At 41.1% G+C, this 24,354-nt stretch carries 23 protein-coding genes; 5 read left to right on the top strand and 18 right to left on the bottom strand.

The window, feature by feature from the left end:
* Nucleotides 1–11: 11 nt before the first annotated feature.
* The 4 genes from MHH65_RS10810 to MHH65_RS10825 form a co-directional block, all read right to left on the bottom strand.
* On the bottom strand, nucleotides 12–500 hold the full coding sequence (locus MHH65_RS10810; RefSeq protein WP_098677448.1) for a DinB family protein: 489 nt from the start codon (nucleotides 498–500) through the stop codon (nucleotides 12–14).
* Nucleotides 501–519: 19 nt separating this feature from the next.
* Nucleotides 520–1,776 (bottom strand): MFS transporter, encoded by a 1,257-nt coding sequence (locus MHH65_RS10815; RefSeq protein ID WP_065214655.1) that lies wholly within the window; start codon nucleotides 1,774–1,776, stop codon nucleotides 520–522.
* Nucleotides 1,776–3,125 carry a radical SAM protein gene (locus MHH65_RS10820; RefSeq protein ID WP_098677447.1) on the bottom strand — a complete coding sequence of 450 codons (1,350 nt, stop codon included), beginning with the start codon at nucleotides 3,123–3,125 and terminating at the stop codon, nucleotides 1,776–1,778. The genes MHH65_RS10815 and MHH65_RS10820 overlap by 1 nt, the downstream gene beginning before the upstream one ends.
* A gap of 364 nt (nucleotides 3,126–3,489) precedes the next feature.
* On the bottom strand, nucleotides 3,490–5,106 hold the full coding sequence (locus tag MHH65_RS10825) for a M20/M25/M40 family metallo-hydrolase (protein WP_098677446.1): 1,617 nt from the start codon (nucleotides 5,104–5,106) through the stop codon (nucleotides 3,490–3,492).
* A gap of 140 nt (nucleotides 5,107–5,246) precedes the next feature.
* Between MHH65_RS10825 and namA the strand changes: the two genes are divergently transcribed.
* Nucleotides 5,247–6,263 (top strand): NADPH dehydrogenase NamA, encoded by a 1,017-nt coding sequence (gene namA / locus MHH65_RS10830; RefSeq protein ID WP_081124558.1) that lies wholly within the window; start codon nucleotides 5,247–5,249, stop codon nucleotides 6,261–6,263.
* Between the two features lie 121 nt (nucleotides 6,264–6,384).
* A complete protein-coding gene (locus MHH65_RS10835; RefSeq protein WP_061109326.1) occupies nucleotides 6,385–7,149 on the top strand; it encodes an alpha/beta hydrolase in 765 nt (254 codons plus the stop codon).
* Between the two features lie 46 nt (nucleotides 7,150–7,195).
* Here the strand turns inward: MHH65_RS10835 and MHH65_RS10840 are convergent, their stop codons facing one another.
* The gene (locus MHH65_RS10840) at nucleotides 7,196–8,503 is read right to left on the bottom strand and encodes an aminotransferase class I/II-fold pyridoxal phosphate-dependent enzyme (protein ID WP_098677445.1); all 1,308 of its coding nucleotides are present in this window, start codon (nucleotides 8,501–8,503) and stop codon (nucleotides 7,196–7,198) included.
* A gap of 139 nt (nucleotides 8,504–8,642) precedes the next feature.
* A complete protein-coding gene (gene rnz, locus MHH65_RS10845) occupies nucleotides 8,643–9,572 on the bottom strand; it encodes a ribonuclease Z (RefSeq protein WP_034280306.1) in 930 nt (309 codons plus the stop codon).
* A gap of 221 nt (nucleotides 9,573–9,793) precedes the next feature.
* Between rnz and zwf the strand changes: the two genes are divergently transcribed.
* The gene (gene zwf, locus MHH65_RS10850) at nucleotides 9,794–11,269 is read left to right on the top strand and encodes a glucose-6-phosphate dehydrogenase (protein ID WP_268413949.1); all 1,476 of its coding nucleotides are present in this window, start codon (nucleotides 9,794–9,796) and stop codon (nucleotides 11,267–11,269) included.
* A 47-nt stretch (nucleotides 11,270–11,316) separates the two neighbouring features.
* Here the strand turns inward: zwf and MHH65_RS10855 are convergent, their stop codons facing one another.
* The 10 genes from MHH65_RS10855 to MHH65_RS10900 all read right to left on the bottom strand — a co-directional run bounded on the left by MHH65_RS10855 (nucleotide 11,317) and on the right by MHH65_RS10900 (nucleotide 21,415).
* Entirely contained in the window at nucleotides 11,317–12,039 is a 723-nt protein-coding gene (locus MHH65_RS10855; RefSeq protein WP_024428032.1) for a GntR family transcriptional regulator, read from the bottom strand.
* Nucleotides 12,040–12,228: 189 nt separating this feature from the next.
* Nucleotides 12,229–13,635: a glycoside hydrolase family 1 protein gene (locus MHH65_RS10860; RefSeq protein WP_029706057.1), complete on the bottom strand. Its 1,407-nt coding sequence runs from the start codon at nucleotides 13,633–13,635 to the stop codon at nucleotides 12,229–12,231.
* A complete protein-coding gene (gene celB, locus MHH65_RS10865; RefSeq protein WP_034622356.1) occupies nucleotides 13,619–14,965 on the bottom strand; it encodes a PTS cellobiose transporter subunit IIC in 1,347 nt (448 codons plus the stop codon). Before celB ends, MHH65_RS10860 begins: the two co-directional genes overlap by 17 nt.
* Before the next feature lie 25 nt (nucleotides 14,966–14,990).
* Complete coding sequence (locus MHH65_RS10870) at nucleotides 14,991–15,323, bottom strand: PTS lactose/cellobiose transporter subunit IIA (RefSeq protein WP_024422904.1); 333 nt, start codon at nucleotides 15,321–15,323, stop codon at nucleotides 14,991–14,993.
* A 3-nt stretch (nucleotides 15,324–15,326) separates the two neighbouring features.
* Complete coding sequence (locus MHH65_RS10875) at nucleotides 15,327–15,638, bottom strand: PTS sugar transporter subunit IIB (protein WP_024422905.1); 312 nt, start codon at nucleotides 15,636–15,638, stop codon at nucleotides 15,327–15,329.
* 140 nt (nucleotides 15,639–15,778) lie between these two features.
* Entirely contained in the window at nucleotides 15,779–16,564 is a 786-nt protein-coding gene (locus MHH65_RS10880; RefSeq protein WP_034622353.1) for an SDR family oxidoreductase, read from the bottom strand.
* 12 nt (nucleotides 16,565–16,576) lie between these two features.
* Nucleotides 16,577–17,425, bottom strand: a complete 849-nt coding sequence (locus MHH65_RS10885; protein ID WP_025093008.1) for a GRP family sugar transporter — start codon at nucleotides 17,423–17,425, stop codon at nucleotides 16,577–16,579.
* A gap of 115 nt (nucleotides 17,426–17,540) precedes the next feature.
* Nucleotides 17,541–18,950, bottom strand: coding sequence for an NADP-dependent phosphogluconate dehydrogenase (gndA, locus tag MHH65_RS10890; protein WP_024428028.1), 1,410 nt, complete (start codon nucleotides 18,948–18,950; stop codon nucleotides 17,541–17,543).
* Nucleotides 18,951–19,048: 98 nt separating this feature from the next.
* Nucleotides 19,049–20,293, bottom strand: coding sequence for a DNA polymerase IV (locus MHH65_RS10895; protein WP_024422908.1), 1,245 nt, complete (start codon nucleotides 20,291–20,293; stop codon nucleotides 19,049–19,051).
* A 114-nt stretch (nucleotides 20,294–20,407) separates the two neighbouring features.
* Nucleotides 20,408–21,415, bottom strand: coding sequence for a carbon-nitrogen hydrolase family protein (locus MHH65_RS10900; RefSeq protein ID WP_029706059.1), 1,008 nt, complete (start codon nucleotides 21,413–21,415; stop codon nucleotides 20,408–20,410).
* Nucleotides 21,416–21,577: 162 nt separating this feature from the next.
* Between MHH65_RS10900 and MHH65_RS10905 the strand changes: the two genes are divergently transcribed.
* Together MHH65_RS10905 and MHH65_RS10910 are read left to right on the top strand one after the other, a co-directional pair.
* On the top strand, nucleotides 21,578–21,859 hold the full coding sequence (locus tag MHH65_RS10905; RefSeq protein WP_024422910.1) for a hypothetical protein: 282 nt from the start codon (nucleotides 21,578–21,580) through the stop codon (nucleotides 21,857–21,859).
* Between the two features lie 67 nt (nucleotides 21,860–21,926).
* Nucleotides 21,927–22,706: a membrane protein insertase YidC gene (locus MHH65_RS10910; RefSeq protein WP_046312291.1), complete on the top strand. Its 780-nt coding sequence runs from the start codon at nucleotides 21,927–21,929 to the stop codon at nucleotides 22,704–22,706.
* A gap of 36 nt (nucleotides 22,707–22,742) precedes the next feature.
* On the opposite strand, the gene MHH65_RS10915 is transcribed toward MHH65_RS10910, so the two are convergent.
* Nucleotides 22,743–23,207, bottom strand: coding sequence for a chemotaxis protein CheW (locus MHH65_RS10915; protein WP_024422912.1), 465 nt, complete (start codon nucleotides 23,205–23,207; stop codon nucleotides 22,743–22,745).
* A 14-nt stretch (nucleotides 23,208–23,221) separates the two neighbouring features.
* Nucleotides 23,222–24,343: a tripeptidase T gene (locus tag MHH65_RS10920; RefSeq protein ID WP_268413943.1), complete on the bottom strand. Its 1,122-nt coding sequence runs from the start codon at nucleotides 24,341–24,343 to the stop codon at nucleotides 23,222–23,224.
* Nucleotides 24,344–24,354: the final 11 nt, after the last annotated feature.

Consider the following 24,354-nt stretch of genomic DNA (forward strand, 5'->3'; position numbering starts at 1 on the left):
TTAGCACCTCCTCATGTAGATGATTCACTCATTGACATGATGGCTTTGATTTGATCCAGATGATGTTGTTCATGTAAAGCGATGGTTTCAGCTAATATTTGAACGGTCATCACTCCTTCTTCCGGATGCAGGCCTGATTGTTCCCAAATATCTTTTTCTAATAGCCAAAGCGTGTTGTTTCTTCTCTCTTTCATCCGTTTGATCAATGCTTTGATATCGTCAGCGTTATACCATTCATACGCTCTTTCTTTCACGTATATTTCAGGATCATACGATTGAAAGGGCGTGTGATCATCTGATATCGCTTGCTCTATCCGCTCTGACCAGACTTCTTCTGTGTCATACAAATGCCCGGCGAGCTGCTTAATTGACCACTTCCCCTCCCCCAAAGATTGATCCAGTGTGTAATCATCACAAGCCTTCACTATCTTCTCTAGTTCACTCATACTTTCCTGAAGCGATGTGATGATGTCTGTTTTTGTTAATTTCCCAGTTTCCATTACGCAATCAACGTCTCCTTTACAGTGAATGCATTTCTACTTTTGATTTATCTTGATGCTTTCCTTTTAGTAGCAGTAAGCTGTTCATCAAACCTGCTACTATCACAAGCCCTGCCATCCCTATAGCGATGACATGTATAGGAATCAAATCTCCGATAAATGCCATGAGGATAAACCCACTAATATAAAATATGCGTGATAATGCAAGACCTGCTGAAAACACACGGGCTCTTAAATGACTGCTTGCATATGTCATAATATTAGTAGAATACAAAACTTCGATTGGGCTATATAATAGATTGGCTAATAAAACAACAATCAAAAATCCAATAAAAGTCGTTTGTTGATACGACAATGCATGTAATATCGCAAGCAATATAACCGCTAATGTAGACCACCTTTTATAAAATTGAAAGGAGAATTTCACTTTTTTGAAGTACGCTGCAAGTGTAAATCCACCGATAATTTGCCCTAGTCCACTAATTGTATGACCAAGCCCCAAGCCAAAATTCCCTTCTCTTGCCACTTCTAAAATATACAGACTAAATAAAACATAAACGATGCTTAAAGCAAACTCTCTTGACATCAATATCCATATGGCGCTTTGAATTTTGGGTGATCCCTTGATTTCTTTAATTCCTTCTTTAAAACTTTGAACATATGACACATACTCTTTTTTTTCAGATGCTTCTTTCGCTTTAATTGGAATTAACAGCATAGCTGATAATAAAAATGTCAGCGCATCTACTAAATAAATTGTGGAAATTGACCAAATTTCTGTCACCAACCCGCCTAATCCTGTCGCAATGAGCATCGATGCGCTAAAAGATGTGGCCAGTATACTATTCCCCTTAGAAAGCTGCTCCTTATCAAGGATTTCAGGTATCATAGATGAACGAGCAGGCAGATATATACCAGAGAAAGCACCATTTAACGCTAATAATAAATAAAGGATAAACGGTGTAACATTCATTGTGACAACTAAAACAAACCCCAGTCCAATGATAAAACGTGCCACATCTGCGAATATCACAACTTTTTTGTAAGAAAACTTATCTATAATTGGGCTCAAAAGCATAGATGTTAAAATGAGAGGGAGCATGGAACAAATAAATAGAATGCTTAGATGGGTCGCTTTCCCAGTAAGCTCATAAATTAAACCAATCGTCGCTATCGTTCTAAACCAATCTCCAAAAGCAGATAAGTTTTGCCCAATAAAGAAACAGACAAAATTTTGATCTTTGAAAAGAGATGTCGTTTCTTTCTTTGAAACCATTAGAGGAGCACCTCAGTCGACTCGTACCAGCCTAACTCTTTTTGCATAAACTCCACGGCTTGATCATAATTTTCTCTCTCTTTTTCTGGTATAAGATCAACTAAGATCGCCGGATACCATGGCTTCGCTTCTTCTTTGATTACAAAATATTGCTCCGCTTCTTCAACTACTCCTTTCATTATGAGCAGTTGTAGTTTACGATAGATTTCCTCACGCTTTGGCATTCGATTGAGATGCGTTTTTTCTATTTTCATTGTTTTAGGGAAGAAGACGAGTCTTCTATCAAAAGCATGATATTCTCTAGATTTAACAATAGGTAATTCTTGATTCGTCAGGCTTTCGATATACTTTTGCGTATTTCCTTCATTTGACCATATCATGCCTTGCATGTAGGAGATCGCTCCTGTTCCCAAACCAATATATTGATCTTCATATCCCCCGTAAATCACTTCGCCATATTGAAAACGTTTATTCTGATGCTCTGGAGCCATAAACGTATACACATAATTTTGATGCCAGCCATTCTTTTTTAAATGACGATATAATGTATCACTAAACTCAAATTTTTCTTTAGGATTTGGCGGCATTGGCACCTTGCCTTTGTTAATTTTTGATAACCATCCCTTCGAACAAGCAATATATTCTAGTGGATACGTATCAATACTTGTGCTTCCTAATGACATCACTCCATTTATGTCCTCTATCATCTCTTCTTTCGTTTGTCCAGGCAGCTGATAAAGCAAATCAATGTTATAAGATTGGAAATGACGTTTCATTAAGCCTACAGTCTGAGAGATTTGATCAAAACTAGCCGTTAAGTTGAACATTTTCCGATAGTGTTCATTTAATGTTTGGACACCAAAGCTCCCTCTGTTGGCTCCACCTTCAGCCATAGCAGCCACTCTTTCTGGTGTAGCTGTTTTTGCTTCACATTCAAATGTCCATTCATAATCAGCAGATAATGAGAAATTTTCTTTTATAGCGGTCGAAAGTCGATAGATTAGTTCTGGGGGCATTATGGAAGGAGTACCTCCACCAACGAACACCACATCAAACGTCATTTTTTGGATATTAGGGGATTGGGATAAGATACGCATCTCATTGATTAAAGCATCTATATACTTTCCGATAATGGGCTCATATTTCGTAGTTTTAATAAAAGGACAAAACGAACAGATCGTATCGCAGAAAGGGATATGTAAATATAAAGCGTTTTTCCCTTTTTGAAATGTTCGTTCTTTCTGAATGAATTCTGTCACACGAGATTGTGCTCCTTCTTGGCTCGCTTGGCCAAAAAAAGGATAAAGAAAATTCCATAAAGACGGATGCTCATCATAATAACTTTTCATATTTGACAATTCTCTCACCCAACTCTCGTCTATTTTTATCCCACATACAAATTCACAGAGAAGCTAAGAAAATCACTTCTCTGCGAAACACTCTTTTCAGTAAGTATTGATTCCATTCATTAGATTGCAATCCACTCGTTACGCTTCATTTTCATCACCTCCTTTTAATTAGATAAATTGTAACTTAATTACATAATTGATTATAATAGACTTTTCTGAATATTTCAATCATTTTCACTATTTTTTGTAAGGACTATTGTTTTATATACAATTTACGTATGAAACTTTTGGTATAACCATGAAAATATAGACTGAACATTCACAACCAAAAGCCCTATCATTAAGATAGGGCTCTTCATTACATCTACTTACTTTTCTCTAATAAAGCATGAATCGTTGATTCTAATAATTCTGGCAAAATGCCAAAAGAGAACGGGACGTGTAGCCGCTCTGTCCATTTGTGCGGGTCCTTTCCTAGTGGACCTACGTTGATGACTGGAACGTAAAGGGCTTCCTTTTCTCCTTGCGGTAAAGAATAGCCTTTTTGGTAAAGCGGCATATTGGTTGTATAATGACCTACTTCCTGCTTTTCGAGCTGTAAGTAACTTAAATCAGACAATCCCGGGAAATATTTCACTTCCTCTACTTCAAGTCCATATACCTCTTTTGCCTCTTTTTGAATCTTCTTGAATGTCTTCTGAATATGCGTATCTTCTGTTGAGGACACCGAAGGGTAAAATGGCGGACTATAAAATAGAACAATCAGCGGTCCTTCTTCCTTACATAGTGTCGTCAGCTCCGAGACAATTTTCGTTGAAAAATCACGATCTCCAAGTTCACCTCGGTTGGCGAATGCATAGTTGACAATGCGCTCGACTTCCTGTTCACCAGAGCGATCTGCGGCTTTTTGATACAGCTCGTGATATGTGAGAACCGTCACCTGAGTGTCTATTGGTGTAAAGTGTTTAAAGCGCTGAAAGTCAGCTGTTTTCTGCCGAAGATTTGCCTCGATTTGGTCTGCTGCTTGTTTCGCAGTTTCATAGAGAAGTCCGTGCAGTTCTTCACTTGAACGTTTCATCATGAGCACATTAAATAAAGATACGGCAGTGTGAGGTGTTTGAACGGAATAGGCTTCTTTCAAGTCCTTTTGCATTAAGTTCGTTGGAGGCGGCGTTACTTCACCATCTACTTCCTCACAATAGTCACTATTGAGCTCTAACAGCCGGTTTAGTTCAGATACCATAAAATTCGCATTTAAGCCTGAGAAAGGCTCTCCTACATGCGTTTCGATCCCTTTACAGAAAAATCCGGCTAATACCTTTCCTATACTGCCTGTATACATATAATGATGTTCATCCCCTGGATACTTTTCAAACATGGGCTCACTGTTTAAACACGCAGTATAGTCAAGGTCATGCTTTTCTTTAAGCTCTTTTAGCTTCGGCACAGCCTCAAGCATTCCTTGTGAATTTACTTCCTCATCAGGAACTGTGACGAGCAGGACATTTCCATCAAATGTTCCTGTCATCGCTCTTTCCAGCATAGAAAGCTGTACGGTGAGACCTGCTTTCATATCCATGGCCCCTCTTCCAAACAGCCAGTCGCCTGAAGCAAGGTCCTCTCTTGCCCTCTTTGGAAGAAGCTCACTTTTTTGCGAAAAGGAAGTCATTAACTCTTCAGGCTTGCATGCCATGTTTTGAAATTCGCCGTAATCTTCTGTATCGACTACATCAAAGTGACTAAGAAGCAGCACGGTACGCTGCAGCGTACTTCGCTTCACAAGGGCCGTTAAATAATACCGGCCATCTTTCATCGGATGCAAAGCCAAATGATCAGGGTTCTGCTCAAAATAAGGCCGCTCCCTTAGCAAATAATATAAATATTCCGCTAACGCGACTTCTCCTGTTGTACCTGATATACTTTCATACTGCATAAGAGCTGTCAGGAGCTCCTTTCGTTCACTCTCTGTTTGCCATTTCATCCGTTCTCCCCCTTTAATGTCTCTATCTCTCCATTATACAAAAACGTGTATAAAAGCTATATTCTTTGAGCACCTTTTATGACGAAAGTTTGAATGGCTGTTATAATCGGCTATACAATTCCATGAGGAGGCGAAGGTATTTGGAAACAAAACTCTTTTCACCTTGGACATTAAAAGGTGTTACACTGAAAAACCGCATCGTGATGTCCCCGATGTGTATGTATTCATCCTATGACCGTGATGGGAAATTACAGCCTTTCCACTTCACACATTATATTTCCCGTGCACAAGGTCAGGCTGGTCTCATCATGGTGGAAGCCAGTGCTGTATCTCCCGAGGGAAGAATTAGTGATCAAGACCTCGGGATTTGGAGCGATGAGCACATTGAAGGTTTCGCTTCATTAAACGAACAAATCAAAGCATACGGAACGAAGACAGCCATCCAGCTAGCCCATGCAGGACGTAAGGCTGAACTTGATGGAGACATTCTTGCACCATCAAGCATCCCATTTGATGAAACATCTAAAACCCCTGTCGAGATGTCTGTTGACCAAATCAAAGATACCGTTCAGGCGTTTCAGGATGCAGCTGTACGGGCAAAAAAAGCGGGTTTTGACATCATTGAAATTCATGGTGCACATGGCTATTTGATCAATGAATTTCTTTCACCGCTGGCGAACCACCGAACAGACGACTATGGCGGTTCACCAGAGAACCGTTATCGTTTCTTAAGAGAAGTCGTAGATGCAGTCAATACCGTATGGGACGGACCTTTATTTGTCCGTGTGTCGGCTTCTGATTACACGACAAAAGGACTTGATATTGCAGATTATATTGGGATTGCCACTTGGCTCAAAGAGCAAGGTGTCGACTTAATCGATGTCAGCTCAGGTGCTGTCGTACAGGCGAAAATCAATACATTCCCCGGCTACCAAGTCACATTCGCAGAGAAAATAAAAGAAGGTGCCGGCATTCAAACAGCTGCTGTCGGTCTCATCACATCTGGTGTACAGGCAGAGGAGATTTTACAAAATCAGCGTGCGGATTTGATCTTTATTGGCAGAGAGTTTTTACGGGATCCATACTTCCCAAAAACAGCTGCTCAAGAGCTCCGTACATCCATCGAAAGCCCGCGTCAATATGATCGCGCTTGGTAAAAGCTCTTTAGGAAAAAAGGTGTCTATTTTTCGAAATAGGCATCTTTTTTGTTTTTAAGAGAAACATATCTGCCTTTTGTGCCGTCTTTTAGCTAAAGAACTGCTTAGAGGAGATGGAAGAATGAATTCGGTAATGATTGAAAAAATGTATCATATAGATGGACACCACTTTTATACAAAACATCGTCAAGGCAAAAGGCAAGCCACGATTATCTTTGAAGCAGGCTACGGCATTTCTAGTGATACGTGGTCGAATATGGCACGTGATATTGACCCAGAGCTTGGGGTTTTCTTATACGACCGTTTAGGAAATGGAAAGAGCAGTGAGAGTGGTGAAGGAAGAACCTTGCATGACCTCGCTGATGATTTAGATGCGCTGCTGAAAGAAGCCAATATTCAGCCGCCATTTCTTATTGTCGCTCACTCATTTGGCTCTCTTGTCAGCCGGTTATGGGCAAGCCGCAGAGGAGATGATGTCATTGGCATGGTGCTGTTAGACCCAGCAAGCGAGGAGCAAGAGCAGATGATCCTGCCGCTTTTATCAAAGGAAGAACGCACTTCATATATGGCGCAGTTTACAGCAGAATGTACGCATGAGGACTTTCAGCAAATGCTAAGCACAATGAAAGAGGAGCAAACTCATTATGGAATGATGCCGCTTCTTGTCATTTCATCAGGTAAGAGCCGGTTGTTTCACCCAGCTCATGAAGCTTGGCTCAGACTTCATAAACGCATGCTGTCTTTGTCATCCCAAAGCGGATGGATTCAGGCGCAAAACAGCTCGCACTATATTCATCATGATGAACCGCATATTGTACAGCTTGCTATCTATGATGTATGGTGCGCAGCCAAACAACCTGTCTCCTATTATCAAACTGCTAATTAAAATAAAAAACTCCTTGACCCGTTATGAGTCAAGGAGTTTCTTCTATTTATGCCGTTGGAGCAGATTGACTTTTTTCAGAAAGCAGCTTTTCAATGCTGACAAGCTGAACACATAATGTAAAGATGTCAATCGCTTGCTCTAGTTCTTCAAGAGCCGGGAATGTTGGTGCAATGCGAATGTTGCGATCAAGCGGATCTTTTCCATATGGATATGTTGCACCTGCACCTGTCATTGTGACACCTGCTTCTTTTGCTTTTTGCACAACAGCTTTTGCACAATGATCAAGTGTATTTAAACTAATGAAATATCCGCCATTTGGCTTGTGCCATTCAGCGATGTCTTTCCCGCCAAGTTTTTCGTCAAGAATGGAAAGAACGAGGTCAAATTTTGGCTTAATGATCGCCGCATGCTTTTTCATATGTTCCTTCAAACCTTCTGGATTTTGGAAGAAACGAAGATGTCTTAGTTGATTGATTTTGTCTGGTCCGATCGTTTGAATCGATAATTGCTTTTGAGTGAAGCTCACATTGTCAGGGCTAGACGCCATCAGTGCAACACCTGAGCCTGGGAATGTAATTTTAGACGTAGACGCAAACATAAACACACGGTTCGGGTATCCTGCCTCTTCAATTGCTTGAAAAATATCTTTTAACGTATCAGGTGTATCCGTTAGATGGTGGACTGCATATGCATCATCCCAAAAAATGCGGAAGTCGTCTGCTTTTGTTTTCATTGAAGCTAGGCGGTCAACGACTTCATCTGAATACGTAATGCCGTCTGGATTGCTATATTTCGGTACACACCAAATGCCTTTAATCGCTTCATCTTCTGCGACCAATTTTTCTACCTGATCCATATCAGGTCCATCAGCCTTCATATCGACCGTGATCATCTCTATGTTAAATAGCTCACAAATGGCAAAATGACGGTCATACCCTGGGCTTGGTGCAAGGAATTTTACCTTTGGCAGCTCTCCCCAAGGTGTTTTGCTGTCACATACGCCGTGAGTCATCGCACGTGCAATGGTATCATGCATCATATTCAGGCTAGAATTACCGCCGATGATGATTTGTTCTGGCTTTAAATTGAGTACTTCTGCAAAAAATGTCTTCGTTTCAGGAAGGCCTGTCAAGCCGCCATAGTTTCGCACATCTGTGCCATCTTCAGCTATCATTGCATCCTTTGATGTCACAACATCGAGCATGCCCATAGACAAATCGAGCTGTTTTGGTGAAGGCTTCCCTCTAGACATGTCTAAGTGCAAGTTTTTACTTTTGTAAGTTTCATACTCATTTTGTAGTGCCACATATAGGTCATTCAATTCTGCTTCACTTAATGCTGTAAAACCGCTCATCTTTGATTGTGCCTCCCGTATTCTTCATAGTTTAATTCGTCATTTGTTTTTTCTTCACCATTTTACCACTACCTGAAAAAGAGCGTCATCATAAATATCAAAAAAATCACACAACTTTTTTTGACGATTCATCCAATTTTTACAGGGTGCGTTCAATGGGGAAAGAAGAGAAATCATGTGCAGCTTCTGTCAGCGGGAATATATCGCGGGCTTCTTTCAACAGTTGTTTCAGTGCCTCTTCTCCTTGGTAACGTGCACTTATATGGGTCAAAATGAGCCTTTTTGCGCCTGCTTCCTGTGCTGTTTTCGCTGCTTGTTCTGTTGTACTGTGATAATAATTGTAGGCTAAATCTGCATCTTCTTTACCGAATGTTGCTTCATGGACTAACACATCCGCATTTTTGGCAAGCCTTGTTATATTCTCGCACAAACGGGTATCTCCTGAAAATGCAACGATTCTCCCTTTTTTAGGGGGTTCCAAATAATCGGTTCCATCAATGGTTCTTCCATCTTCGAGTGTCACGGTTTCCCCATTTTTCAACTTTTGATACAAAGGTCCAGGTTTTACACCGATTTCTTTTAGGTCTTCGGCTTTTAATGAACCAGGCATATCTTTTTCCACAACCCGATAGCCGTAAGCTGGAATCCCGTGAGAGACTCTTCTTGCTTCTACTTGAAAGGTATCATCTTCAAAGACGATCCCTTCATCTATTTCTATGATATGCAGCGGATATGTCAAATGCGTTTGTGTAGCTGAAAGTGCTGCATTCACAAAGGCCTTGATGCCCTTTGGTCCATAGATCGTCAATTCATCCTCCCCGCCTTGAAAGGATCTGCTGCCAAGGAGTCCCGGAAGACCATATACATGATCACCGTGCATATGTGTGATAAATATTTTCTCGATCTTTCTCGGTTTAATCGTTGTATGTAAGATTTGATGCTGCGTTGCTTCTCCACAATCAAAAAGCCACACTGCATTTCTTTCTTCTAAAAGCTTTAGCGCTGTGCAAGTGACGTTTCTTGTTTTTGCAGGTATGCCTGCACCTGTTCCTAAAAAGAGCAGTTCCATTACTTTTCCTCCTAAAGCCGGTATACAATATCTTCATTCATATAGAATACATGAAGACAAGGTAAATGTGAATTCAACGGAATTATTGAAAAAAGTGAAACGAGAGCAGAAAAAGTCGAATCAAATGTTTGCTTTACGAACAATGAAGCTTTAAAATAAAGAAAATGTACATACATTCTCGGTTTTTACAACAATGCTACGAATAAAGTGAGGTACTTCTCGTGAATACAGAAACTAACAACCCTAAAGCAGTCATTGTCATTTTTGGCGCAACAGGAGACCTTGCCAAACGCAAGCTCTACCCTTCTATACATAGACTTTACCATAGCGGAAAGCTAGGTGATCAATTCGCTGTTGTCGGAGTTGGACGCCGCCCGTGGTCTCATGATGACCTCAGAGCTGTGGTAAAGGAATCTGTTTCTTCTGATGATGCAGAAGCGAAAACAGAGGAATTCATTTCACATTTCTATTATCACGATTTTGACGTATCAAGCCCTGCTTCCTATCAATCGCTAAACACGCTTTTAACAGGCCTTGAAGATACGTACAGTATCCAAAATAACCGCATGTTCTATTTAGCTATGGCACCGGAATTTTTCGGAACGATTGCGAAGTTCCTAAAGAGTGAGGGCGTATCAGAAACAACCGGCTGGTCACGACTTGTCATTGAAAAGCCATTTGGGCACGATCTGCCAAGTGCCAAAACATTAAATGAAGAAATTCGTGATGCATTCACAGAAGATCAAATTTATCGTATTGACCACTACCTTGGTAAACAAATGGTTCAAAACATTGAGGTCATCCGCTTTGCGAATGCCATCTTTGAACCGCTTTGGACAAACCGCTATATCTCAAACATTCAGATTACATCCAGTGAATCATTAGGGGTTGAAGACCGGGCTCGATATTACGAAAATTCTGGTGCACTAAGAGATATGGTCCAAAACCATATGCTTCAAATGGTTGCCCTTTTAGCAATGGAGCCGCCAATTAAACTCAATACAGAGGAAATCCGCAGCGAAAAACGGAAAGTATTGCGCGCTCTTCGTCCTTTTTCTAAAGATGAGGTCGATCAATTCTTTGTCCGCGGACAGTATGATACTGGTACGATTGATGGCAGCGAGGTTCCTTCTTATCTGAAAGAGCAAAATGTTGACCCGAACTCAAACACAGAAACATTTGTGGCAGGGAAACTGCTGATTGATAACTTTAGATGGGCCGGGGTGCCATTTTACATTCGGACAGGAAAACGGTTAGAAAAGAAATCTACTCAAATCGTAGTTCAATTTAAAGACATTCCAATGAACCTGTACTATGGAAACGGAAATGCCATGCATCCAAACTTACTCGTCATTCATATTCAGCCAGATGAAGGCATCACCCTTCACCTGAATGCTCGAAAGCTCGATGGCGGCACGTATGCGAAACCGATTAAGCTCGACTACCAAACAAACTATAACGACATCATGAATACACCTGAAGCATATGAAAAGCTGATTCATGACTGCTTGCTAGGCGATGCAACAAACTTTGCTCACTGGGACGAAGTGGCACTTTCTTGGAACTTCGTTGATCCGATTTCTGAGAAATGGGCAGAAAGCAAAACATTAAAACCAAACTATCCTGCTGGTTCTATGGGACCGAAAGAAGCTGATGAGCTTCTAGAAAAAGATGGATACCATTGGTGGAATATATAAAATCATATGAAAAAAGAGCAGTCTCCCTTGGGGGTTCTGCTCTTTTTTTAACGTCCTGTTTTCGTGATTTCAACCGTTGAAAAGTCAAATTTATCATAGCGATGATGGCTAAATGAGTATTCAAACGGCTGCCCTGCGTTTAAATAAGCAACCTGCTCGACTTCAAGCACAGGATCTGTTGGGTCACACCCTAAATACTGCTGATCCAGCTGATCTGATTTAGCCGCCCTAATTTTCTTGTGCGCACCTGCTATTTTTAAATGAAGCTCATTTGAAATGTAGCCATAGATAGAACCCAGTAGAACTTCTTCATCTATGCCCTTAATGAGATTGACAGGCATAAACGTTTTTTCTAATACGTAAGGCTCTTCATCCACAAGACGGAGCCGGATGATATCATAAACAGGTGTGGTTGAGTCAATAGATAGATGGGCTGCCACCTCTTCGCTTGGAAAATGGACATCAAAATGAATGATTTGAGTCGTGACGTTTTTATCCGCCATGACCTTTGTGAACCCTTTATTTTCATGGCCTGATACATTGATTGCTCCTTGATTGAGCGCTGCCTTTACAATAAATGTACCGTGGCCTCTTTTTCTAAAGAGCAGACCTTCTGCAACGAGAAGATCAAGCGCACGTTTCATTGTCATTCTGCTGCATTGAAATTCGGCGGCAAGCGAGTTTTCATCTGGAATGGGTTGATCTTCTGGATAATAGGCTGTTCCTATTCGTTTTCTGATTTCTTCTGAAATGAGTTCGTACTTCTTCATCTCACACCACCAACTGACTTGTTTTTTCATAGCGCTTTATTCTAGAAGGAAATATGGCGTTTTTTAGCCTTCCTCTCATTTTACACTAAGGGATGTGAGCTTAAAAGGTGCCAGCCATTTTTGTTTCATCCACTTACCGTCACATAAGAAAAATACTTGCTCTTTTCAAGGAAAGAGCAAGTATTTTGATTAAAAACCGTTATTCTTTGAAACGGATTGAAACCAGTATCCGCTTTTCTTAATCGTTCGTTTCCCGTCTTTTTGAAGATCAACTGAGACAAATCCATAACGATTTTTATATGCATTCGACCAGGACCAGTTGTCCATAAAGGTCCATAGATGATAGCCTTTCACATTGCTTCCTTCTTGAATGGCTTGATGCACCCATTTGAGATGCTCAGAAATAAAGTCAATGCGGTAATCGTCATGAATCATTCCTTCTTCATCCTTAAACCGCTCTTCTCCTTCGACGCCCATTCCATTTTCAGATATAAAGCATTCAATATTATCATAGTCTGTTTGGACTTTTTTCAATATGTCGTAAATGCCCTTTTCATAGATTTCCCAGCCTCGGTACACATTCATTTTTCTTCCCGGCATCTCAAAAGAATCAAAATAATGGTTTGGCATAAATGGTGCTTGAGGATGCGGCATATGCTCTTTCGCTTTCACTCTTCTTGGCTGATAATAGTTGATGCCTAGAAGATCAATCGTATTCTCTCGAATGAGCTCAAGGTCCCCTTCTTCCATACTTGGCATAAAGCCTTCTTTCTTTAAGACTTCTACTAGCTTTTCCGGGAAATGCCCCTTCACCGCAGGATCTAAGAAGGAACGGTTAAAGAAAGCATCGGCCATCTCTGCTGCTTCTACATCGCGCGGATGCTGGCTTCGCGGGTACGAAGGAGTCAGGTTTAGGATGATGCCAATCTTACCGCCTTGCTGCAGCTTTTTATAAGCCGCAATCGCCTTCGCATTTGATAAAAGTTCATGAAAACCGACCTGTACAGCCTTTTGGAAATCAACTTCGTTTGGATAATGAAAGCTATACATATATCCGCCTTCTACAGGCACAATCGGTTCGTTATGGGTAAACCATTTTTTCACCCGGTCGCCAAATAATTGGAAGCATAATGTTGCATAGCTCACATAATCATCGACCACCTGTCTGTTCACCCAGCCGCCTTTCTCCTGCAGCGCCATTGGCATATCGAAATGGTACAGGTTCACAAATGGCTCGATATCATGTGCAATCAGTTCATTGATCACATCATTATAAAAAGACACCGCTTCTTCATTCACAGCACCTGTTCCTTCTGGTAAAAGGCGTGACCATGAAATCGACAGCCGAAATGAATTGTGGCCAATTTCTTTCATGAGACGGATATCCTCTTTATATTTTCGATAAAATTGAGATGTCACGTCCGGTCCTACGCCATCAAAAAAACGAGTTGGCTCTTGTTCAAACCAATGATCCCAAATGTTCGGTCCCTTTCCATCGCCGGGGACGCTCCCTTCTGTTTGCGTCGCAGAAGCAGAAGATCCCCACCAGAAACCTTCTGGAAATGTATATGATTGCTTGTTAGTTTCCATCGACATGTATTGAGTCTCCTTCACCTTTGATGTTTGCTGCCTTCGTTTTTTCTGTTGTCGTTATTTTTTCATTTTTCACATTCATACGGTCAATAAATTTCAGGAACGGGAACCAAATGACAAACACAATCATCAGGTTAAACAACTGAAGCAGTCCGCCCGCTAGTGAATTTGTTGCCATCATTCCGCTAATAAAGATCGGCACTGTCCATGGGATATTCACGCCTGTCGGCGGCGGTACAATCCCTGATGCCATCGCAAAATAAGTAATACATGTAATGACCATTGGCGCCAAAATCCACGGAATGAGAATAAGCGGATTCATGACAATCGGTAAACCAAAGATAATCGGTTCATTGACGTTAAATAATCCTGGTCCTAAGCCAAGCTTGGCTACTTGTTTTAATTGCTTACTTTTCAGGAAAATTAAAATCGTAAACACAACAGCAAGCGTCATACCGGTTCCACCCATTCCAACCGTATAGATTTCAATAAACTGCTTGCTGATGATATTAGGAACCTCACCTGTTTTTGTGTAGCTCTCTAGGTTTTGAATGGACAATGTATTCCAAATCGGATCCATGACAGAGTTGATAATAATTTGGCCATGAAGCCCAAAGAACCAAAGAATTTGTATAAAGAAAACAGCGATCAACGTCGGAATAATACCGCTTCCAAGACCGACAAGCGGCGCCTGAATGGCATGATAAATCAAATCATGCATATTTGTTTTGAAGCCTTGTGTAATGATGATATTAATGAGCAAAAAGGTTGTAAGTGTCAAAGTAGCCGGGATCAGTGCAGCAAAAGACTTGGAAACAGCTGGTGGAACCCCTTGCGGCATATTGATCACAAATTTCTTTTGGACAAAATAACGATAAATTTCAGCAGACAAAAAGCCTGTGATCATTCCTAGGAACATCCCCTTTGCACCTAAACGATCAACTGGGATAACGCCTGCAATCGTTGCACCGCCTTCTTGTTCTAGTAAAAACGGAGTTAGAAGCAAGAAAGAGGCTAAAGCAATCACGCCGCCAAAGACAGCTTCTACATCATAGCTTTTTGATAAATAGTAGCCAATCCCAAATACAACAAACACACTCATAATGCTGATGGTCGCACTCGGTGCGATATTCAGTGCAGACTGGACGCCCTCCAGTACGGTTTTACTCATGATTTTATCTAAAAATGGCAAATTCATCAGCACAACCATAATGGAACCAAAGATGGTCAGCGGGAACGCAAGCATAAAGGCATCACGTAATACGCCTAAATAGCGGTTGTTGTTCAATCTCCCAGCAATCGGAACCAAAATGGCACTTATTTTATCAAACATTGGTTTCCCCCCTTGTTTACACCCTTTATTGTTTAAGCGATTGGAATATCGGCAGAAGCTCTCCCACAAGCTCCTTGATGGTAATGGTCGACATTAAATGATCTTCAGCGTGCATGAGCAATAAGGAAAAGGATGTTGTTTCTCCGCCTGCCTCTTTCTGCACGAGTTGAAAATGGATGTCATGTGCAAGCCGTAAATCTTCTTCCGCTTCTTTCATATGACTAAAAGCTTCTTCTTCTAGACCTTCTCGATATTGTTTCAGAGCCTGAAGCAATTTGCTGCGTGCATTCCCGCTGTGTAAGATCAATTGAAAGCTCACTTGTTCCTCCGTGAGCCCTTCCAGTGTTTTCTTTTCCATCCTTTAAGATTCCCCCATCAATGTAAGTGCCTGTTCATATGCTTTTTGTCCATCGGCAAGCCCGTATGCCTGCATATCAATGACCTCTACCTCAATCCCGTATTTTGTTGCTTCTTTTTGAAGGTCTCCTTTTAAAAAGCTCATTTGCGGTCCGATTAACACAACATCTGCATTCGCCATTTCTTTTTTTGCTTGATCTTGACCAACTGCCCAAATTTCTGCTTCGTCCCCAATTGAATCGGCATGTGCTTTCATCTTTGTCACTAGTAAACTCGTAGACATTCCCGAACTGCATGCTAATAAAATACGTTTCATTTCTCTCACCCCATTGTTGTAATAAAAGCGCTTCCAATTAATATTATATATTTTTATTTTTAAATGTCTAGACATTTAATTTCATTTGTATGTATTTAATATAAAAAAGAGCGTACAATACGCTCTTTTTCTTAATTATCTTATCCTTTTCCTGCCTGGAACCCAGGATACTTTGTCATGCCGCCGTCTACATATAACGTCAAGCCGGTAACATAGCTTGCTTCTTTTGATGCCAGCCAGACAGCACATGCTGCCACTTCTTCTGGCTTTCCAATATAACCGATTGGAATCAGCTCAATCACGCCTTTTTTCAATGCTGGATCATCGAATTTCTCCGCATTAATCGGGGTATCAATGGCGCCTGGTGCAATACTGTTTACACGGATTTTTTTAGGGGCATATTCAAGCGCCAATGTTTCTGTCAAAAGCTTGGCGCCTCCTTTACTGGCTGCATAATGGACAAAATGAGGCCAAGGAATTTGCTGATGAACCGACGACATATTAATGATCGAACCTTCTATCCCATGATCTGTCATATACTTCAGTGCATCACGGCACCCTAGAAACATGCCTGTTAAATTGGTAGACATTACTTTGTTCCAATTATCCAGCGTCATTTCTGTAGAGGGTACTTCATTTTCAATGCCTGCGTTATTGATCATCACATCAAGACTGCCGAATGTATCAACGGCTTTATCAATCATCGCCTGCATATCCTCTTCCTTTGATACGTCTCCTTTGATTTTCACAGCCTGTCCGCCATGTTTTTGAATTTCTGCAATGGTATCATCCGGATTTTCTTTATCAGAGAAGTAATTAATCACCACATTGGCTTTTTCTTGTCCAAATCGGCGGGCCATCGCTTGGCCAATCCCTGTACCTGCACCTGTAATCAGAACTGTTTTTCCTTCTAAATCTGGATACATTCGTGTAACCTCCTATTTTGTAAAGCCTAGCAGCACACCGCCTGCAATAATCATCAAGCAGCCTGCAATGACAAAGCTTGTTCTAGATGCTTTCTCTTTTAATAAATAAATGCCGCCTAGTGTTGAGATGACAATCCCTGTTTGTGACATCGAAAAGCTTACGGCTACGCCGATTAATGGAATGGCCAAAAGCAGACCAAGATTTCCTGTTGACCAAACAAGACCGGCAATGATATTTCTAAACGTATATTTACTAAATGGGTCCTGCTTTAAACTAATCGCTAAGGATGAAAGCAGCATACCGACGGATTGCGGGACAAGTGCAGACCAGCCATCAATATCAAACCATCTTAAAATGACGACATATCCGACATAGCCAACGGTTGAGATGAGCAGAATAATGATCCCTTTTTTAAAATTGCCTCTGCCATTCCCGCCGCCATTCTTTTTTTGGCCGAGCGATGTCATCACAACACCTGCAATGATCAGTAAAATGGCGCAAGAACCAATGAGTATGACCGTCATCGTCTGCCATTCTTTGAAGACCATGACGCCAAATAGCGTTGTGCTCACTAGCTGCATGCCCGTTGATAAAGGAACCGCTTTAGACACTCCGAGAAAAGCAACACTTGAAAGCTGATTCATTTGTCCAATACTCCAGAAGATGCCTGAAATGACGGAAACCGCAAAAATAAGCGGTGTCAGCTCTGGCATTTTGATGAAAAAGGCTGCAATCGAAAATAAAAACGCGCCGAGCGTAATGCCAAGGGTTTGCTGATACGCATTCCCGCCTAGTTTGACACTGATGAGAACAATACTTCCCCAAAATATCGCTGGGAGAAGTGCATATAAGATGCCCACTTCTATCCCTACTTTCTTGTCTTTTTTACATAGCATCCCTCTTTTTCACATTTTTAGCCGAAAAGATGCAAACAAAAAAACCTTACCAAAGGTAAGGTTTTCAGTCGTTCTCTATTTATTTCATCCATTCAGTATGGAATACGCCTTCTTTATCTGTACGCTCATACGTATGTGCACCGAAATAGTCACGCTGTGCTTGAATTAAATTCGCTGGAAGGACAGCTGTGCGATAGCTATCAAAGTAAGCAAGTGCACTTGAGAATGAAGGAACAGGCACTCCTTGTTCCACTGCAAGTGAAATGACTTTACGAAGTGATGATTGATAGTTTTGAGCAATATCCTTAAAGTATGGATCAAGCAATAGGTTTTTCAGTTCAGGATTACGGTCATACGCTTCTTTAATTTGTTGTAAGAAGGCTGCACGAATAATACATCCACCGCGGAAGATCATCGCAATTTCACCGTATTTCAAATCCCAGTTATATTCATCAGACGCTGCTTTCATTTGCGCAAAGCCTTGTGCGTAAGAGCAGATTTTACTCATGAATAGGGCTTTTCTAACTGCTTCGATCAGCTCTTGTTTATTCTCAGCTGATTGTGCTGGCTCTGGACCTTCGATCAATTGACTTGCTTCCACACGCTCATCTTTCATTGCTGAAATGTAGCGCGCAAAAACAGACTCAGTAATGATTGGAAGCGGGACACCTAGATCAAGTGAGCTTTTGCTTGTCCATTTTCCAGTTCCTTTTTGACCAGCTTTATCTAAGATCACATCCACAAGCGGCTGGTTTGTTTCCTCATCCACTTTTGTGAAAATGTCAGCTGTAATTTCGATTAAATAGCTGTCAAGCTCGCCTTTATTCCACTCTGAGAATACTTCATGAAGCTCCCCTGCTGATAATCCAGCAACATGCTTCAAGATAAAGTATGATTCAGAGATCAATTGCATATCTCCGTACTCGATACCGTTATGAACCATTTTGACATAATGTCCTGCTCCATCTGGGCCGATATACGTTGTACAAGGCTCGCCATCTACTTTCGCAGAGATCGCTTCTAAAATTGGTTTCACTAGCTCATGTGCTTCTTTTTGACCGCCTGGCATGATGGAAGGACCTTTTAGCGCGCCTTCTTCACCGCCGGAAACACCTGTACCAATAAAGTGAATGCCACTTTCTGCAAGCTCTTGGTTACGTCTTTGTGTATCCTTGTAATATGTATTTCCACCATCAATTAAAATGTCACCTTTCTCTAGGTGAGGAAGTAATGATTGAATGGTTGCATCTGTTGCTGCACCAGCTTTTACCATTAAAAGAATTTTACGCGGTGTTTCAAGCGACTGAACAAATTCTTCGATGCTGTATGTGCCAACAACGTTTTTTCCTTCTGCTTCTTGAAGAAACTCTTCTGTTTTGCTGCTAGATCTGTTATAAACGGATACGGAGAAACCGCGGCTTTCAATATTGAGGGCAAGGTTTTTCCCCATAACGGCTAGTCCAACCACACCGATTTGTTGTTTTGACATAATTCTGACGTCCCTTCTAACACACTATATTGATTACTGCTGAAATGATGTACCCTTTGAAATTACCACAACATCACCTCTTTTATCAAGTTTTCAGGCTAGTCATTTCCTCTTTCGTCCTGAAAAAAATCTTTATTAAAACTTGTCCCGCTTGTTTTGCTCTCTTTTTCCTTAATGGTGATCCCTCTTTGCACCAATGACTTTCCATATTTTTCTTTCAGTCCATCTAAAATGGTTTGGAGAGGCTCTTCTTTTGCATCTTCTGTATATGAAAATAAATCAAGCTGTTTAACAGCTGCTTTTCGTTCGACAAGGTCTGTCCCCGTCACACCTAAGAGCCTCACTGGCTGGTCATTCCAATGTTTAAGGAATAACTGCTTTGCCGCTTCAAATATGTCTTCCTTTCGATCCGTTGGATTTGTGAGCATGACACTTCGCGTGATATTTTTCCAGCTTGCATACCGAATCATGATGAGCAGCCGGTTCGCCATCACTTCTTTTCTCCTTAACCTTGCACTCACAGATTGTGACAGCTTATCAATTAACGTGACAAGTTCATCTGAATCATCCGAATCATGAGGCAGAGTAGATGAATTGCCGACGGATTTAAATTCGTATATTCTTTCTGGGTCTACGATGCCGTCATGTTCACCATTCGCCTTTTGCTTTAATCTCGGTCCATTAATGCCAAGCAATTCTTTTAGCGTATACTCATTCGCTTTCGCTAAGTCTTCAATGGTATGAATTCCGATTTTTTTTAATTTCTCTGCCGTTTTTTGTCCAACCCCGTGCATATCACCAGCAGGGAGCGGCCAGAGCATGTTCGGAACATCTCGTTTACGCAATATGGTGATGCCCATTGGCTTTTTCCAATTAGACGCCATTTTCGCTAAAAATTTATTCGGTGCAATGCCGATACTTGAAGGAAGCATCAGTTCCTCTACAAGCCTTGTTTGAATATCATGAGCCGTTTTTACCGCATGCTCGGCATATGGCGTATGTGTTAAATCAATATAGCCCTCATCAATCGATACAGGTTCGACTAAATCACTGTATTCTCTTAGTATTGTAAACATCTCTTGTGAGGAGCTGCGGTACCGGTCAAAGTTCGGTGTGCGGACAATGAGTCCCGGACATAGCCGCTTCGCCTCCCACAAAGGCATCGGGGGCTTCACACCTAGTGCTCTTGCCTCGTAGCTGCACGTCACAACAATCCCTTTACGCTCTTTTGCATTTCCGCTGATGGCTAAAGGTTTCCCTCGCAAAGAAGGATCATACGCCATTTCTACATTGGCATAAAAAGCATTCATGTCTATATGAAAAATAATATTTGACATTGGCATAACCCCATTTTCTTGTCTACCTAAATTTTGATCAGCTATTTTTGATTATACATTGATTTATTTCATCTTTCCTCAAAAAAACCTTCTCTAAAAAAGAGAAGGTTTCACGTTCATTTACACTTTTTCTTCAAGTATACCATGTTGATATTGAATGTCCTCATATGTGAATACTTCATTTTTTTGATGATGTAAATGTTTTACCACCGGATTGGGCTGTTGATGAAAATTCATACTCAAACTTTGATTGGAGTAGTGTCCAGCCGGATCAATATAATACTTGTAATCAATGACTCTTTCTACATCAATTTCAGCGTAAGCAATTCCTTCCGTTTCAGCAGGTACCATATCACTGATCGGTTCCCCGTCCGGCCCGTAAATACACGTATGCCCGCTCTTAAATGTTTCAAAGTAATCTCTTTGCTCCTGCGTTAAACAAATCATTTCTTTCATTTCTTCCGTATATATAGATGATGTCATCAGCACAAATGTCTGTGTTGCGATGGCATAATATCTGCTTGAAATTTCATCGTCAAAATAACCTGGCCAAGAGGCTACATGTACCTGCTCATTTTGAGCATTCATCGCCATAAGATCAAGCGGGACTTGATGCTCCCAGCACATCAATCCGCCAAGGTTTCCAATGTCAGTTTGAAAGACTGGCATCATACTTCCACTTCCATCCCCCCAAATGAGTCTTTCTGCTACAGAAGCTCTCATTTTCCGGTGTTTTCCTATTAAATCCCCATTTGGATTAAACCAAAGCTGAGCTAAATAGAGAGAGCCGCCATCTTTTTCACTGCATGATATACAAACGTACGTTTCATTTCTTTTTGCTGCCTCACTGATTTTTTGAATGGCTAAGCTAGGGATTTCAACGGCATTTTTATATAATTCATGATAGAACTTTCTCGTATATTCTGGATGACCAATAAAAGCAAACCAAGGATAACCAGGTAAAAATGCTTCTGGGAATGCCACAAGCTTTGCACCATTTGAAGCTGCCTCGTCGATCAGTTCACATGATTTCTCAACGGTTGCTTCCAAATTTAAGTAGACAGGTGCTGCTTGCACGGCAGCTGCTCGAAACTTTGGATAAATACTTGTCATATTCAAAACCTCCATTTCTTTTATCCCCCTCATTATAGGATAGGAAATATGAAGTTTGGATGACATTTACTATTTTATACAAAATAAGGAATTTTTTAATGGAGAATACACACGGTTCTGTTAGACATTTAACCATGTGTATAGTACACTGTGAGTAATGAAATGGATGTGATAATCATGATTATTGATACATTCAATGAAGTCTTTTTCCTTGTTGAATTCTTTACGATTATTCTTCCAGCGCTGACGGCCATCGGTATTGCGTTTTTACTAAAAGACTGCCGTATGAACGAACACCTTGGTGGACATCGTTTGGAAGAGTTGGACGCATCTTGCTTGAATCGAACAGACTTTCTGTTTATCATATACGATCGCATTACAACTTGGATTAGTAAAGTCATTCGAATGAAAAGATCATCAAATGATGATGAAGACCATTCGCTTCCTCTCACTAATTAAATTTTTTTAATCATGAGGAGGAAACGAATTGAAACGTTTATTGACTGTTTTTACGACTTTATGTTTGATGATGATTGCGTCACCTGCATTTGCAGCGAGTGCGCAAACGAATACGAGCTCTGATGGGTTTTTCCATCATTATTTTGTTCAGCCTTTTTCTGAGCTGATCATTTGGCTTGCGAACTTTTTCCATGATGATTATGGTTTATCCATTATGTTTGTCACCTTGATTGTCCGCCTGCTGATTTTCCCGCTTTTTGCGAACCAATTTAAGAAGCAACGAGTCATGCAGGAAAAAATGGCACTGGTGAAACCTCAGATTGACCAAATACAAAGCAAACTGAAGAAGACAAAAGATCCTGAAAAACAAAAAGAACTGCAAATGGAAATGATGAAAGTATATAAAGAGAACAATGTGAACCCGCTGGCAATGGGCTGTCTGCCTATGCTGATTCAAATTCCAATTGTTCTTGGCTTTTACTCAGCCATCCGCTCAACACCTGAGATCGCAACTCATACGTTCTTATGGTTTAACTTGGGACAAACCGATTTATTGGTGGCAGTCTTTGCAGGGGCTATGTATTTCTTGCAATTTTATGTCACACAAAAATATGCGAAGCAATCGGGCACTCAGACAGAGGCTGCGCTGAAGCAAGCGAAAGTAATGGGCATGATTTTCCCAATCATGATGCTGTTTCTTTCAATCAATGCACCCGCTGCTCTTCCTTTATACTGGATGACAAGCGGACTATTACTCACGATTCAAACGATTATTTTAAATGTCATGTACCAAAAATCAAAAACGAAAGCTGCGGCTAACGAACAAGCCAAACCAGCTGCTGAATAAAAATAAACCCCTTATCTTTAGATAAGGGGCTTTTCATTATGCCAATTCTTCTTTCAACCGGTCTGGCAATTGATCAAGGTCCTCAATTTTCCCAAGGAACTTATTTGGGTCCACTTGTAAAATCATTTTGTTTTCTCTCTCCACAACGCCGAAGAAATATTCAGAGGCCTTCGTGTTCATATGAAATGGCTTGATCTCACTTTGCTCGATATCGATGATATCTTTTGCATCTGAGACAAGACAGCCAATCATTTGATCGTTTACTTCAAATAGCAGCACCTTGGACTGCTCGTTCACATCAAGAGGCTTTCCGTGAAGCATCACGCCTGTATCACTGACAGGAATGACCTCTCCTCTTAATGACATCAGCCCTTTAATTTCTTTTGGTAGGTTCGATACTTCTTGTAAGTAAGGGACCTTCTCAATCGAACGAATATGCTCTACACTGATGCCAAACTCCTCTTGCCCCACCTGAAAAATAATAATCTTTTGCGTGCTCACAGAGTCTCCTGCCTTTACGATGGATTTGTCGTTTCTTCGATAATGGCGAGAACCATTTCAGCTGTTTTGACTAATTCTTCAATCGGCATTTTCTCATTTTTCGTATGAATATCTTCATATCCAACAGCTAGGTTGACAGTTGGAACGCCGTTGCCTGCAATGACGTTTGCATCACTGCCTCCGCCGCTCGTCTGCAGTTCTGAAGGACGGCCAATTTTTGCTGCCGCTTTTTTCGCCACTTCTACGACTTGATCGCCGTGTGAGAATTTGAAGCCTGGATACATGATGTCAATTTGTACATCGGCACTTCCGCCCATTTCTTTAGCGGTTTTTTCAAAGGCTTCTTTCATCTTCGCTACTTGAGCTTCCATTTTTGCTGGTTCTAAAGAGCGTGCTTCCGCCAAAATATCGACTTGATCGCACACAATATTCGTTTGTGTTCCGCCTTCAAAACGGCCGATATTCGCCGTTGTTTCTTCATCAATCCGGCCAAGCGGCATGCTGGCAATTGCTTTTGATGCAATGGTAATCGCAGACACACCTTTTTCTGGCGCGACACCTGCGTGAGCGGTTTTTCCGTAAATCGTTGCGCGTACTTTTGCCTGTGTTGGTGCAGCTACAATAATCGTACCAACCTTGCCATCTGAATCAAGGGCATAGCCGTATTTCGCTGTCATCAAATTCGGATCTAACGCTTTTGCTCCAACAAGTCCTGATTCCTCACCTGCTGTGATCACAAATTCAATTGTTCCATGCGGTAAATTTTTCTCTTTCAGCACGCGGATCGCCTCAAACATAGCAGCAAGCCCTGTTTTATCGTCAGCACCAAGAATCGTTGTTCCATCTGTTTTCACATAGCCGTCCTCAATGACTGGTTTTACGCCATTCCCTGGTACAACTGTATCCATATGAGAAGTGAAATAAATTGTATCTGCCTCTTGATTTCCTTCTAATGTGCAGACAAGGTTGCCTGCGCCGTGGCCTGTTACCGCTTTTGAATCGTCTTCAAGCACTTTTAGACCAAGCTGCGAAAATTTTTCTTTTAATACTTCAACAATTTTCTCTTCGTGTTTGGTTTCTGAATCAATCTGAACTAATTCTAAAAATTCGTCTAGTAGGCGTTTTTCATTGATCATGATGATGCTCC

Origin of the sequence: Bacillus sp. FSL L8-0654 (genome assembly GCF_038629965.1) — a bacterium.
Taxonomy (GTDB): domain Bacteria; phylum Bacillota; class Bacilli; order Bacillales; family Bacillaceae; genus Bacillus; species Bacillus safensis.